This is a genomic window from Bradyrhizobium sp. AZCC 1719, from assembly GCF_036924525.1.
Lineage (GTDB): Bacteria > Pseudomonadota > Alphaproteobacteria > Rhizobiales > Xanthobacteraceae > Bradyrhizobium.
In genome coordinates, this window is sequence record NZ_JAZHRU010000001.1 from 2,818,543 (window position 1) to 2,831,509 (window position 12,967).

The 12,967-nt window shown below is 62.9% G+C and carries 12 protein-coding genes; 8 read left to right on the forward strand and 4 right to left on the reverse strand.

Annotated features, from left to right (window positions below):
• Nucleotides 1-8 precede the first annotated feature (8 nt).
• Nucleotides 9-794, forward strand: a complete 786-nt coding sequence (locus V1292_RS13405; RefSeq protein WP_334373092.1) for a cyclase family protein — start codon at nucleotides 9-11, stop codon at nucleotides 792-794.
• Between the two features lie 27 nt (nucleotides 795-821).
• A complete protein-coding gene (locus V1292_RS13410; protein WP_334373094.1) occupies nucleotides 822-1,979 on the forward strand; it encodes an ABC transporter substrate-binding protein in 1,158 nt (385 codons plus the stop codon).
• A 22-nt stretch (nucleotides 1,980-2,001) separates the two neighbouring features.
• On the opposite strand, the gene V1292_RS13415 is transcribed toward V1292_RS13410, so the two are convergent.
• Nucleotides 2,002-3,624 (reverse strand): AMP-binding protein, encoded by a 1,623-nt coding sequence (locus V1292_RS13415; RefSeq protein ID WP_334373096.1) that lies wholly within the window; start codon nucleotides 3,622-3,624, stop codon nucleotides 2,002-2,004.
• 185 nt (nucleotides 3,625-3,809) lie between these two features.
• Here V1292_RS13415 and V1292_RS13420 point away from each other — a divergent pair, with 185 nt between their 5' ends.
• The 4 genes from V1292_RS13420 to V1292_RS13435 all read left to right on the forward strand — a co-directional run bounded on the left by V1292_RS13420 (nucleotide 3,810) and on the right by V1292_RS13435 (nucleotide 8,231).
• On the forward strand, nucleotides 3,810-5,453 hold the full coding sequence (locus V1292_RS13420) for an ATP-dependent acyl-CoA ligase (RefSeq protein ID WP_334373098.1): 1,644 nt from the start codon (nucleotides 3,810-3,812) through the stop codon (nucleotides 5,451-5,453).
• Between the two features lie 166 nt (nucleotides 5,454-5,619).
• Entirely contained in the window at nucleotides 5,620-7,260 is a 1,641-nt protein-coding gene (pgm, locus tag V1292_RS13425; protein WP_334373100.1) for a phosphoglucomutase (alpha-D-glucose-1,6-bisphosphate-dependent), read from the forward strand.
• 267 nt (nucleotides 7,261-7,527) lie between these two features.
• Complete coding sequence (locus V1292_RS13430) at nucleotides 7,528-7,854, forward strand: hypothetical protein (RefSeq protein WP_334373102.1); 327 nt, start codon at nucleotides 7,528-7,530, stop codon at nucleotides 7,852-7,854.
• A 62-nt stretch (nucleotides 7,855-7,916) separates the two neighbouring features.
• The gene (locus tag V1292_RS13435) at nucleotides 7,917-8,231 is read left to right on the forward strand and encodes a helix-turn-helix domain-containing protein (RefSeq protein ID WP_334373104.1); all 315 of its coding nucleotides are present in this window, start codon (nucleotides 7,917-7,919) and stop codon (nucleotides 8,229-8,231) included.
• A 201-nt stretch (nucleotides 8,232-8,432) separates the two neighbouring features.
• On the opposite strand, the gene V1292_RS13440 is transcribed toward V1292_RS13435, so the two are convergent.
• Nucleotides 8,433-8,987, reverse strand: coding sequence for a hypothetical protein (locus V1292_RS13440; RefSeq protein ID WP_028351060.1), 555 nt, complete (start codon nucleotides 8,985-8,987; stop codon nucleotides 8,433-8,435).
• Nucleotides 8,988-9,037: 50 nt separating this feature from the next.
• Entirely contained in the window at nucleotides 9,038-9,343 is a 306-nt protein-coding gene (locus V1292_RS13445; RefSeq protein WP_334373107.1) for a hypothetical protein, read from the reverse strand.
• Between the two features lie 12 nt (nucleotides 9,344-9,355).
• Between V1292_RS13445 and V1292_RS13450 the strand changes: the two genes are divergently transcribed.
• Both V1292_RS13450 and V1292_RS13455 read left to right on the forward strand, forming a co-directional pair.
• Nucleotides 9,356-10,417 (forward strand): YcaO-like family protein, encoded by a 1,062-nt coding sequence (locus tag V1292_RS13450; RefSeq protein WP_334373109.1) that lies wholly within the window; start codon nucleotides 9,356-9,358, stop codon nucleotides 10,415-10,417.
• Between the two features lie 38 nt (nucleotides 10,418-10,455).
• Entirely contained in the window at nucleotides 10,456-12,555 is a 2,100-nt protein-coding gene (locus V1292_RS13455) for a BTAD domain-containing putative transcriptional regulator (RefSeq protein ID WP_334373111.1), read from the forward strand.
• Here V1292_RS13455 and V1292_RS13460 read toward each other — a convergent pair whose 3' ends face one another.
• Entirely contained in the window at nucleotides 12,556-12,966 is a 411-nt protein-coding gene (locus V1292_RS13460; protein ID WP_171583683.1) for a hypothetical protein, read from the reverse strand.
• Nucleotide 12,967 lies beyond the last annotated feature (1 nt).

The following is a 12,967-nucleotide window of genomic DNA, read 5'->3' on the forward strand; positions in this document are numbered from 1 at the left end:
GAAGCGCAATGGACAGCAACAGTCTCATGCAATTTGCCGGCGCGGTTGCATCCGGCGCGGTGCGTGTCGTCGATCTGACGTTTACGCTCAGCCCGGAGTTTCCCGTCATCGTGCTGCCGCCGGAATTTGGTCAGGCCGCGCCGGTCCGCATCCAGCAGATTTCGCGCTACGACGCGAATGGTCCTGCCTGGTACTGGAACAATCTCACCTTCGGCGAGCACACCGGCACGCATTTCGATGCACCGATCCACTGGTTCACCGGCAAGGACCTGCCGAACAACGCAGTCGACACGCTGCCGGTGCGCGACATGATCGCGCCGGCCTGCGTGATCGATTGCTCGGCGCAGGCCGCAAAGGATGCGGATTTCCTTTTGACGATACCGGTCGTGGAAGCCTGGGAAAAAAGCCACGGCAGGATTCCGGAACGGCACTGGGTGCTGCTGCGCACCGACTGGTCGAAGAAGGGTTGGCGCGACTACGCCAATCTGAAGGACGACGGCGCCCACACGCCCGGACCGAACGCCGCCGTGATGCGCTGGCTCGTCGAGGAGCGCGGCATCATGGGCCTCGGCACTGAGACGATCGGCACCGATGCCGGCCAGGCCGGGCATCTCGATCCTCCGTATCCGGCGCACCATTTCCTTCACGGCGGCGGACGTTACGGCCTGCAGTGCCTGTGCAATCTCGATCAGCTTCCGCCGACCGGTGCGGTGATCGTGGCCGCGCCGCTCAAAATCCAGAATGGCTCCGGCAGTCCGTTGCGCGTGCTTGCGTTGGTACCTGGGCAGGGTTGAACCTTTTCGTCGACATCGAGTGACATCATGAACAAGAAGAAGACTTTGTTGATCGGCGCTGCGCTCTTGCTCGCCGCCGTGGCGCCGGCGCATGCCGAAATCCTCGTCGGTTTCGTTACCGGCCTGAGCGGACCGGTGTCCTCGATCGGCGTGCCGAATGCCAAGGGATTGGCCGCGGGCCAGGCCTATGTCGGCGAGATCGATGGTGAAAAAGTTCGAGTCATCCAGCTCGATGACGGCTCGGACCCGGCCGCGTCGACGCGCAACGCGCGTAAGCTGGTCGAGCAGGAAAAGGTTGATTTCCTGATCGGCACGTCAGGCGCGCCGCAGACGCTGGCGATGGCGACCGCCGCCATCGAGATGAAGGTGCCGATGGTGGCGGTCTCGCCGATCGCGCCAGTGCCAGCCGGAGAGGGCGGGCCGTGGGTGGTGCAAACCCCGCAGCCGACGCCGCTTCTCGTCCAGGGCATCGTCGATCACATGAAGAGCCGCAATGTAAAGACCGTGGCCTTCATCGGCTTCTCCGACGCCTTTGGCGACCTGATGCATAATTCGCTGCTGCAAAGCGCCGAGAAGGCTGACATCAAGGTGATCGCCAACGAACGCTATGCGCGCTCCGACAACTCGGTCACTGCGCAGGTGCTGCGTGCAGTTTCCTTGCGTCCCGACGCGATCATGCTGGGCGGCACTGGAACGCCCGGCGCGTTGCCCGTGATCGCGCTATCCGAGCGCGGTTACAAGGGGCCGCTCTACGGAAATCACGGCATGATCAGCGCGGATTTTCTGCGACTTGCCGGCAAATCGGCCGAGGGCATCATCTGCCCGACCGGGCCGGTCACGGCAGGCGAACAGCTTCCCGAGAGCAATCCTATCCGCAAGGTCGCGCTCGCATTCCGCGCGGCCTATGAGAAAGCCAATGGCGAGGCGCCGGCCGATGCTTTTTCGCCCTATGCCTTCGATGGCTGGCTGGTGTTCATGGATGCCGCCAAACGTGCCAAGGCGACCGGCGCGACGCCCGGAACGCCGGCGTTCCGTAACGCGCTACGCGAAGCCTTGTTCACGACCAAGGATGTCATCGGTGCGCACGGCATCTACACTTATACGCCGGCCGACCGCCACGGCGTCGATAGCCGCGCGCGGATACTGGTCCAGATCGAAAACGGGAAATACAAGCTGCTGCCGTAGTTGCCGGGTCGGCGCCCGCGGCTCAGGCGTGTCGCAGCTTCGCCTTCAGCGCGCGCATGTCGATCGCGCGATTGGCGCTGACGGCGGCAGCCGCCAACGTCTTGATCTCGCCCCGGGCGAGCTTGCGCGTTGACGACAGCGGCAACTCGTCGAGGATGGCGACGTAGCCGGGCACCTTGTGATAGGCGAGGCGTTCGGCGCAGGTTTTGACGATCGAAGCCGCCAGCGCGGCTGCATCGTCGATCTCCACATTCGGCACAATAAAAGCAAAAACCTCTTCGCCGCGGATGTCGTCAGGAACGGGTGTCACCGCGCAGCCGCCGATGCGGGTATCCATGTAGAGCGCGCTTTCGACCTCGAGCACGCCGATGTTCTCGCCGCTGCGCCGCACGATGGTCTTCTTGCGATCGAAGAAATACAGAAGCCCGTCCTCGTCGGCGAAAACCAGATCGCCGGTGTGAAACCAGCCGTCCTGCCACGCCGCTTCGGTGGCTTCCTCGTCTTTCAGGTATCCGCTGAAGAAGCCAACCCGGGCATTGTCGCCCTTTGCACGGACCAGCAATTCGCCGGGCTTTCCAGCCGCGACATCCGCGCCCTGATCGTCAACGAGACGATACTCCATACCCGATGATGGCCGGCCGACGCAGCGCGCGCCAAACCCCGCAGGCTCACGGGCGGTGGTCGTCGCCGCCGCACCGCCTGTCTCGGTCATTGCCCAGGCCTCGACGATTGGAATGCGGTAGCGCTCCTCGAAGGTGGCGCGGTGGCGGACATCGACGCCGGGCGCGAAGGCGAAGCGTACGCGATGCTGCCGTTCCACTTCAGTTGCAGGCAGTTGCAGCAGAATGGCCGGGATGACGCCGAGACAATGCACGACGGTGGCACCGCTGTCCGCCACGCACTGCCACCAGCGGTTGGCGTGGAAGCGGTCGAGCGGCACCACGGCGCCGCCGAGCACCATCATGCCGACGGCGCTGCAGCCGAGCGCGTTCATGTGAAACATCGGCAACGGCGTCAGGTTGATCTCGCGGTCCGGCTGTAGCTCTGCCACACCACCTTGCGCGAGGTACCAGTCGGCGACCTGCAGAAAATAGCGGTTCGAGAGCATGCAGCCCTTTGGCTTGCCGGTGCTGCCTGAAGTGAACAGCAGCGCGCATTCATCAATGTACTCGGGGCTTTGGGCGCTGACGTTCGTCTGGCACGGTGGAATGCGGCTATCGGTATCGATCAGGCGGGCGCGGCCGAGCGCCGCGTCTTTCGTCACATGGATGCGATCGAGCGTCGCAACGAGCAGGTCGGCCTCCGACAGCTCAAGCTGGAAGGACAGTTCATCGGGACGGACGTCGGGGTTGATTGGAACGATCGAAACCCCGAGCGCATTGAGCGCGAGCCAATGCAGGAAGAAGACCGGGCGATTTTCGAGCAGCAAGGCGACCCGCGCACCGCGCCCGTAGCCGGCGGCCGCGTATTCGACACGCAGACGCTCGACCTCGGACCTGAAGGCGCCGTATTCGATCTTGAAACCTTCCGGTGCGTAGGGCAGTTGCGCACTCGCAGGCGCCAGCAGGAATGGCGCGTCCGGCCGCCTTGCCGCCGTGGCGACGAAAGCATCGAATGGCGATCGATACGGAATGTTGAGACTCATTGCGGGCGTCGCTCCCATTCATGTCCTGCCGCCGGACGCAGGTGGCCATAAGTCCGCACGCAGCACTTGCTGCAGCGGTCTTCGTCGAATACTTTAAGCCTAAACTATATTGCTGGCCAATAGCGATCTATCGCAGACCTGCCCGGCGAACCCTTGGAGAGTAGCCTTGGAAGTAGGAGGTGCGTATGCAGGCAGGTGATGGCAGCGCGGCCGGGCAGCGGCGGCGTGGGTCGATCTGGCCGCAGGCGGCTGAGCGTTTTCCGCCGGCGGATCGAATTCTCTCGACCATTCTGACACGGCAAGCCGCGCAGTACCGCGACCGCACCCTGTTTGTCTTTGGCGAAACGCGATGGAGCTACGCCGAGACGGTTTCGATCGCCGCCGCATCGGCCGCCCGCCTGATGCAGGCCGGAATTCGCGCCGGCGACCGCGTGGCCCTGATGTGCTCGAACCGGCCGGAATTCCTGGAAATCTATCTCGGTTGCGCCTGGATGGGCGCCGTCACGGTGCCGATCAACACCGCACTGCGCGGCATCCAGCTCAGCCATATCCTGCGAAACTCCACGCCGACGCTGCTGGTGATCGAGTCGTGCTTTATGCCCGCCATCGACACGCTGGAAGAGGATGTATCATCGCCGGAAATTGTCTGGACGATCGGGCAAGCCACCGCAGCTCCACTTGCGCCGGGATCGATCTCGCCGCTGCCGGCGCTCGGCGACGGAGCGCCGCCCGCGCCGGTGCAGCCGGGCGACACGGTCGCGATCCTCTACACGTCGGGCACCACAGGCCCCTCCAAGGGAGTTTGCTGCCCACAGGCGCAGATGTTCTGGTGGGGCATCTACTCCGCACGCGCGCTCGACATTCGCGAAGGCGACATCCTGTTCACGACGCTGCCGCTGTTCCACACCAACGCGCTGAACGCGTTCTATCAGGCGCTCCTCAACGGCTGCACCTACGTGCTCGAGCCGAAATTCTCCGCCTCCGGCTTCTGGGCCGCGGCGCGCCGACATCAGGCAACGGTCGGTTATCTCCTCGGCGCGATGGCCGTGATGCTGCTGGCACAGCCCCCGTCAGCGAACGACACCGCGCATTTCGTGCGTGTAGCGCTCGGTGGCGGCGTGCCCGGTCAATTTCACGGCCCCTTCCTCGAGCGTTTTGGTGTGCCGCTGCTCGACGGTTACGGTTCGACTGAGACGAATTTCGTATTCGCGGGCACGATCCCGTCCGATCGCCCCGGCACCATGGGCTATCTCGTCGAAGGCGTGGAGGCTTGTATCGTCAACTCCGAGGACGAACCCCTGCCTGACGGCGAGGCCGGCGAGCTGGTGCTGCGCGCGTGCGAGCCGCTCGCGTTTGCGACGGGATATTTCGCAATGCCGGACAAGACGGCCGAAGCCTGGCGGAATCGGTGGTTTCACACCGGAGACCGTGTCGTGCGCGATGCGGACGGCCACTACCGCTTCGTCGACCGAATGAAGGATTCGATCCGCCGGCGCGGCGAGAATGTTTCGTCCTGGGAGGTGGAGCAGGTGCTGCTCAGGCATCAGGCGATCGCTGCCTGCGCGATCTATCCGCTGCCGTCCGAACTCGGCGAAGACGAGGTTGCGGCTGCCGTCCAGCTCGAACCCGGCCAAGCGCTTGATCCTGTCGAGATCATCAGCCATTGCGAGGGCAAGATGGCCTATTTCGCGATTCCGCGCTTTATCCGGATCGTCACCGAGATGCCGTTGACCGAGAACGGCAAGATACGCAAGGTCGCGCTGCGCGAGGCTGGGAAGACTCCGGACACCTGGGACCGCGATACCGCCGGATACAAATTGCGTCGTTAAGATCGCGGGCTTGGTCCATACTTTGCGCAAGGCGTCAGGAAACCGCCCCGGCAGCGCGGCGTTTACTAGAGGTGGCATCGGCTTGCGTCGTAGACGTAACGCCCGACTTTGCCCAGGCCAACGCTTGCACCTATAATCCGGCGAAACCACCATTCTGTGAGGTCATGTGACTGCCCCCAATCCTGCTGCCGGCAAACCGGTCGATCCCGCTTCCCTCGTCAACGTACCGCGGTTGATAACGGCCTTTTTTGCGTCGAAGCCGGATCCGTCCGATCCCACCCAGCGCGTTGCGTTCGGCACATCAGGGCATCGCGGGACATCGCTGAAGAACTCGTTCAATGAAAATCATATCCTGGCAACGACGCAGGCGATCTGCGACTACCGCCGCGAGACGGGGCTGACCGGTCCGCTATTCATCGGCATCGATACCCATGCGCTGGCCGAGCCGGCGCTGGCGAGCGCGGTAGAGGTGTTTGCCGCCAACGGCGTCGACATCATGATTGACGAGCGCGGCGGCTATACGCCGACGCCCGTCATCTCGCATGCAATCCTGAGCTACAACAAGGGGCGAACGAGCGGACTTGCCGATGGCGTCGTCATCACGCCCTCGCACAATCCGCCCGAGGATGGCGGGTACAAATATAATCCGCCGCATGGCGGCCCGGCTGATACCGACGTAACGGCCAGGGTTGAGAAGGCGGCCAATACCTACATCGAAGCCGACATGAAGGGCGTTGCGCGGATGCCGTATGAGCGCGCCCGCAAGGCGCCATCGACGCATCTGCACGACTACATCCGTCCCTATGTCGCCGATCTCGGCAATGCCGTAGACATGGCGCTGATCAAATCATCCGGCGTAAGAATCGGGATTGATCCGCTGGGCGGCGCCGCCGTTCACTACTGGCAGCCGCTGATCGAGCATTACGGAATTAACGCAACTGTCGTGAACGACGCCGTCGACCCGACGTTTCGTTTCATGACGGCGGACTGGGATGGAAAGATCCGGATGGATTGTTCCTCTCCGTTCGCGATGGCAAGCCTGATCCAGATGCGCGACAGGTTTGACGTCGCCTTCGCCAACGACACCGACGCCGATCGGCACGGCATCGTGACCCGCACCGGCGGGCTGATGAATCCGAACCATTTTCTCGCGGCGGCGATCGCGTACCTGTTCGCGCATCGGCCGCAATGGGGCAGCAAGGCCGCGATCGGCAAGACCGTCGTCTCCAGTTCGATCATCGACCGTGTCGCGAAAAAGCTGAACCGCAAGCTGGTCGAAACCCCGGTCGGTTTCAAATGGTTCGTCGAAGGCCTTGGCACCGGCGGCTTCGGATTCGCGGGCGAGGAAAGCGCCGGCGCATCGTTCCTCAAGCGCGACGGCTCGGTCTGGACGACCGACAAGGACGGCATGGTGATGGGCCTGCTCGCCGCCGAAATCCTCGGTCGCACCGGCCGTGATCCGAGCCAGCAGTTTGCGGCCCTGACCGCCGAACTCGGCGTGCCCTTCTATGAGCGGATCGACGTGCCGGCGACGCCCAAACAGAAGAGCGCGCTAAAGGCACTCGGGCCGGAGCAGCTCAACATGCACCAGCTTGCCGGTGAACCGGTCAGCGCGATTCGGACCCGGGCTCCGGGTAACGATCAATCGTTCGGTGGTATCAAGGTGGAGTCCGAGGCGGGATGGTTCGCCGCGCGGCCATCGGGCACCGAAGATGTCTACAAGATCTATGCCGAGAGTTTTCGGGACCAGAATCACCTGAAGACGATTCAGCAGGATGCCCAGCGGGCCATCGCAAAGGCTTTCTGACTGCCGCACCGTGAGGCGGTTGGGAGATGTGTAACGGCCAAATGACGGACCGCCGCCGAACGGCGGCAGAATATTGCATATTGCGCCCGGCTGCCCAAGGCTGCACCAGTTCGGCACAGCCTGGAACCTGGCAATGGAATTCACCGTTGCGCTTGCGATCACGCTGAAATCACGAGAGCCCACGCAGTGTTAAGCTCGGGAGTTAGCTGCCAGAAAGCCGTACCGAACGGGCGGCCTGTAAGCTATCGCGAGGTACCGGGGGATGAAATGAGTGCGGAATCGGTTGTCTACTATCTGAATCGCGTGCCGGAGAGCGATCCGAACGACCAAACCGAATGGCTTGTAACGGCGTTGGGCCAGTATACCGGCGCGGAATTGCGCGAACTGCTCTATGTAGCGGAAGAACCTGGCTTCTTTGAATTGATGCGCGGGCTATTTGCGCTCTCGGATGAGAGCCGTGCCGCCCTGCAGCATTTCCTCGAAACCGGTCACCCGTCGGCCATGAAGGCGGCGATCGACCCGAAGGGCCGGTTGACCATCGAGCACGTCACCGAGGAGAAGCGGATAAAATTGCTTCCCAGGATCGCAAATTAGCACCTGCGTCTCCCTGAGGTTGTGCTAGAATCTCCCAGTGTGAATAGCTGGGGAGCCTGCCGATGGCGACGAGGAAGTCTGGCCCGCTCGATGCGATGGTGGGCGCCAGGATTCGCCTGTTTCGCGTCAACCGCGGCATCAGCCAAACCATGCTTGCGGAACGCATCGGCGTGACTTTTCAACAGATGCAGAAATACGAGCGGGGCGCCACCCGGGTTGGTGCCAGCCGGTTGGCGCAAATCGCTTCCGTGCTCGGCGTTTCGGTCGGTGAGTTGTTCGAATCTTCCCGGCCCGGATCTCCCGGCTTGAATTCACCGGTTCATTTGCTCGCAGAGCCAGGCGCGCTTTCCGCGTTCTCAAGGCCTATGCGCGAATGACCAGCCCGCGCGTCCGGCGTTGCGTCGCCAGGCTGGTTGAAAGCATCGGCGATCGAACGGCGGGGGCGAAGGCCACGGTTGCGCGGCTGAATACTGTCGATCGCGGTGATCGGCGGAGGTTTCCCTCGCAGGGATAGTCTTCCGTAGAAGACGTGCGGCAACCTCGTGCCGTCCCGGTCTGCCGCTAGTCCGATCGCGGCTTCAGCCGGTCGCGCGAATCGCAAACCGCTCCGGCGGTCTGCTGCCGGGAATGAACTCGCCGATCCAGTCACGGCGCGTTGCTTCGATATGCCAGGACATCGCCTCAGCCGAATAGGGTGCCGGATCGGGAATGTCCTTACGGATCTCCTTGCCGTCGAGCCAGCCGCAGCTATGCGAATAGCGCGTCTTGCAGACGAGATGGACATCGCCGTGATCCTGCAGCAGCACGTATCCGTCGGCCGGAAAAAACGTGCCGGCAAGCTCAATCGCAGCAGGCAACTGGCGCACCAGCAGGAATGTGCTGGTGGATTGCGTCTCCGATTCGGAAACCAGCACGCCGACCAGACTGTGGATTGGCGCGATCGCCTGCGGTGCAACCAGTGCGAGAGGCTCCGTGATCGGGCCGGCTGTCGCAATCGAAAGATATTCACCCTCCGGTCCCCAACGGCAGGCGATCAGCCACTCGCGGCTGCGGCTACGAATCAAGGTCGGCTTGGCGTAATCCGATCGAGCAATATCTGCTGCCATGGCTATGACGAAGGCTTTCGCGAGCATAAGTTCCTCCAGGGTGAGGGCGGACTGGCCTCACGTCCGGAGTCTGCACGTCAAGTCGTGAGGTCACCGTGAGCGGCACCGAAAATTCGATGCAGGAATTGTTTGTGCGCGCTGCATCGTTGCTTCTTGGCAACGATGTGGACGCGGCCGGCGATCACGATGCCAGACTCATCCTTCAGGCGCTGGAATATGCCGAAGAATCCAGCAACGGGATTGATTCGCAGCTCGCGAATCGCGCTCATTTGCTGATCGCTGCTTCCCGATTTGCGCGCGTGTTCGAACTGGCCTCGCCCGACGCGCCCGGCCTGATCAGCTTTGGCGCGCAATTCGATCCAGCGCTTGCCGATCCCTTGCACGAGGAAAGCCCGATGGTCGGCGTTTCCGGCGTCGGTCTGACGTTGCGGGAAGCGTTTCAGGGCTGCATCGGCGAGGGCATCGAGTACCTCTCTCAATTGCAGACCGGAACCGACCTGTTGCTCAAACCCGGCGTCGACGATTGGGCCGGAAAACTCGGTCCGAAGGCGCTGGAGTTGGTCGCTGCCCTTTCGGAACGCCGCATGCAACCGGAGCGAGCGCTTTCCTGGTGCCGCGCAACGCGACTGACCGACGGCGGCGAGGTGTTGCTTCCGGCGGACATCTGCCTGCGGCGGCCGCCAGCGCAACGCGAGTTTGTGCCGCCGTTCCCGCTGAGCATCGGATCGGCCGCTGGTCCGTCACGAGACGCCGCAGCGCTGCATGGTCTCTTGGAACTGATCGAGCGCGATGCAGCCAGCCTGTGGTGGAGAGGCGGTCAGTTGCCGCGATCGATTCCGGTGCAGCATGCAGCGGGTATCGCAGCGGAGGGCTTGTTGCGGCAGCTTCGGCATGGCGCACCGGTGCTGCGCCGGACTTGGCTGCTCGATATTACGACGGATATCGGCGTGCCCTGCGTCGTGGCGGTCTCCTGCCGGGCGGACGGTACCGGTTTCGCCTTCGGCCTCGCCGCGCGGCCATCCCTCGAGGCCGCGGTCCGCTCGGCGATTCTGGAAATGTGCCAGCTCGAACTGGCCGACAGCGTCGTCGCAACCAAACGCCGCGAACGCGGCGATGCCGCGCTCAACGCACAGGATCGCATCCACCTGCGGCGCGCAGCGATCAACACCGACGAGTGCAAATTGCTGCAGCCGGTCGCAGAGTGCGCGGCCCATCTGCCCTTTCCCGCAACTGAAGCGAGCGTCATATTTGGATTGATCGTACAGCGTTTGGAAAAGCTCGGAATCGAGGCGTTCTACCTCGAACTCACACGCCCGCGTTTCGCCATTCCAGTGGTCCGCGTGATCGCCCCAGGCCTGCAACTCGAGCCATCCGAAATCGTCACGGCCAGGCTGCAGGATGCGATGGCGCGGAGTGGAGGTGGCGCAACCTATACCGGGGGTGTTCCTTTGATGTAGAGTGGCAGAATTAACCAACCGGTTCCGGAAACCGTTTCATGCCGGCCAGTGCCAAGGCCATGACATCAGACAATGCCGCGGCGGCGCCCGAAAGCGCTCCGCGCCTGTCGGTATCGCTGGTCGGGCGGCTCGGCGTGCGGTTCAACGGCCGGCCGATAGAACTGCGAACCCGCAAGGCCGGCGCCGTCCTGAGTTATCTCGCGCTGTCGGAGACCAAGCAGGAGAGCCGCGAGCGGCTGGTCGGCCTGCTGTGGAGCCGTTCCGACGAGGAAAAGGCGCGTGCCTCGTTGCGGCAGGTCGTGCGCGAACTGCGGGCGATGTTCGAGGAGGCCGGCTATGACGGCTTTGTCGCGGAGCGGCTCCTGATCGGCCTCGACGTTGGACGAATCGAAGTCGATATCGAAAGCGTGATTCAACTCGCCGAAGGCGGACGCGTTCACCCGCTGCTGCTCGATACCCCGCAGCTCGACGGGCGTTTGCTCGAAGGAATGGACGATCTCGACCCGTCGTTCCGGGTCTGGGTGCTGGCGAAACGGCAGACCATCCATGAACGGCTGATGCGCAATCTCGACGAAGGCTTGACCTCCGCAAGCGTAGCTGCCGAGTCCAAAAAGAGGATTGCGGCCGCGATCGTCAATCTCGATCCGACCCACGAATACGCCTGCCGCTATCTGATGCGGGCGCATGCGGAAGAAGGCGATACTGCCGGCGCGCTGCGCATCTACAAGGCGCTGTGGGACCTGCTCGATCGCGACTACGCCATGGAGCCGTCGTCGGCCACCGAAGAACTCGTCGCGAACATCAAGCTCGGCATTCTGGAGCGCGCGCCGGCCGATCGGGCCGCCTCGGCAGCGAATGACGAATTCGCTGTCAGGATGGTCAGAGGGACCACTCTCCAGCCGGTAGTCCCGATGTCGCCACCGGTCAATGCGCCCGTCAAGACGCGCCTGGTGCTGCGGCCCTTTGCGATGCACGGAGTCGACGAGGACCACAGCCATCTGGTGCAGGGGTTCTCCCAGCATCTTGCGGCCTGTCTCGTGCGCTTCCGGGAATGGAGCGTCGTCGATCGTCCTCCGGCGGCCCTCGTGCTTCCGGCGGGTACGTCTCCGCAATACTGCATCGAGACCACCGCCTATCAGGCGGGTGCCGAAATCAACATCGTGATGGTGCTTCGGGACGATACCACCGGGATTTACGTCTGGAGCGAAAGCTTCCGACTTGGTCTCGGCAACTGGTTCGAAACACAGCAGCGCATCATCCGCCGGATCGCCACCTCGCTGAACGTGCAGCTCTCGACCGAACGGTTGATGCGGTTGGCCGGCGAGCCTGACGTATCGCTTGACCTGCATGACCGCTGGCTGCGCGGACAGAACCTCATGTCGAAGTTCGATCCTGAAAGCTGGCGGCGGGCGGTCGCCATCTTTCGCGATGCGATCCGCGACAATCCGGGTTTCTCGCCCTGCTACAGCAGCCTCGTGCAGATGAACAACATCGAGCATCTGGTGCACCCCGGGATCTTTCGCGATCTCGAAAAGGCCAGGGCCACTCTTGAACTGGCGAAGACCGCCGTTCAACTGGACCCGGTCGATTCAAGGGCGCATCTGTGCTGCGGCTGGTCCTATGTGATGGCGCTTCGGGAAGCCGAAGCTGCGCCGCACATGGCGCTTGCCTGCGAGCTCAATGACAACGACCCGTGGACGTTGTTGTCGAGCGCTCACTATGAGGTCTTTTGCGGATCAATCGAGCAGGCCCGGCTCAGGGCCGACCAAGCACTGACGCTCTCGCCTGCGCCTTCCTATCTTGAATGGGCTTATCATTGCACCATTCGCTTTCTGTGCGGCGACTACGCAGGCGCCGTCGAGGCCTGCGATCGCGCCAATGGCGTCGGGCGGACATTGCCCGCATGGCGGACCGCTGCGCTGTTCTATCTTGGGGAGTTGGGGAAGGCGCGCGAAGAAGCTCAGCGCTTCGTGAATGGACTACGTTCGTTTTGGGTCGGTACATTGACCCCGACCGACGAGGCTGTCGTGCGGTGGGTCATGCAGGCTCACCCGATTAGCGTGAGCGAGCGACAGGAAACCCTTCGTCGAGGTTTGCTCGGCGCAGGGCTTCCTGTCGGGGATATCGTCCAGCTCTGACTAGGCGCAGAAGCTGATCGTGTAATCGCCGATACGCTCGGCATGCACCTTGAACTTGTCGGCTTCCGGAATCACCGGATCCATCCCGTTGAACAGCCGCTTGTAGAACGGCGGAAGCGGGTAGGTTGCGCCTGGCTTGCTGAGCTTCTCTTCGGAATCCGCGATCGCCACGGCAGGCGGCAAGCGCACCACGATCGTGTCCATCTGCTGCTCAACGAACTTCACCTTCGTATAGCGATCCGGCACCGTCATGAACACCTGCGCCTTGGCGAGTTGCTCCTTGAATTCCTCGACGGTGGTCGGGATCGGATACTCGTTGTCGTCGTCAAGATAGTTCTTGCCCGTCGACCAGGTCTTTACGAGGTTGCCCCAGCGCTCATGGTTGGTCACTTGCATTCTTTCGAGGGCCATA

Excerpts from the sequence above, each read along its gene's own strand:
- V1292_RS13450 (WP_334373109.1), top strand. The coding sequence starts at position 9,356 with ATGGTCGGCGTTTCCGGCGTCGGTCTGACGTTGCGGGAAGCGTTTCAG.
- V1292_RS13430 (WP_334373102.1), top strand. The coding sequence starts at position 7,528 with ATGAGTGCGGAATCGGTTGTCTACTATCTGAATCGCGTGCCGGAGAGC.
- V1292_RS13440 (WP_028351060.1), bottom strand. The coding sequence starts at position 8,987 with ATGCTCGCGAAAGCCTTCGTCATAGCCATGGCAGCAGATATTGCTCGA.
- V1292_RS13435 (WP_334373104.1), top strand. The coding sequence starts at position 7,917 with ATGGCGACGAGGAAGTCTGGCCCGCTCGATGCGATGGTGGGCGCCAGG.
- V1292_RS13410 (WP_334373094.1), top strand. The coding sequence starts at position 822 with ATGAACAAGAAGAAGACTTTGTTGATCGGCGCTGCGCTCTTGCTCGCC.
- V1292_RS13455 (WP_334373111.1), top strand. The coding sequence starts at position 10,456 with ATGCCGGCCAGTGCCAAGGCCATGACATCAGACAATGCCGCGGCGGCG.
- V1292_RS13415 (WP_334373096.1), bottom strand. The coding sequence starts at position 3,624 with ATGAGTCTCAACATTCCGTATCGATCGCCATTCGATGCTTTCGTCGCC.
- V1292_RS13420 (WP_334373098.1), top strand. The coding sequence starts at position 3,810 with ATGCAGGCAGGTGATGGCAGCGCGGCCGGGCAGCGGCGGCGTGGGTCG.
- V1292_RS13460 (WP_171583683.1), bottom strand. The coding sequence starts at position 12,966 with ATGGCCCTCGAAAGAATGCAAGTGACCAACCATGAGCGCTGGGGCAAC.
- V1292_RS13405 (WP_334373092.1), top strand. The coding sequence starts at position 9 with ATGGACAGCAACAGTCTCATGCAATTTGCCGGCGCGGTTGCATCCGGC.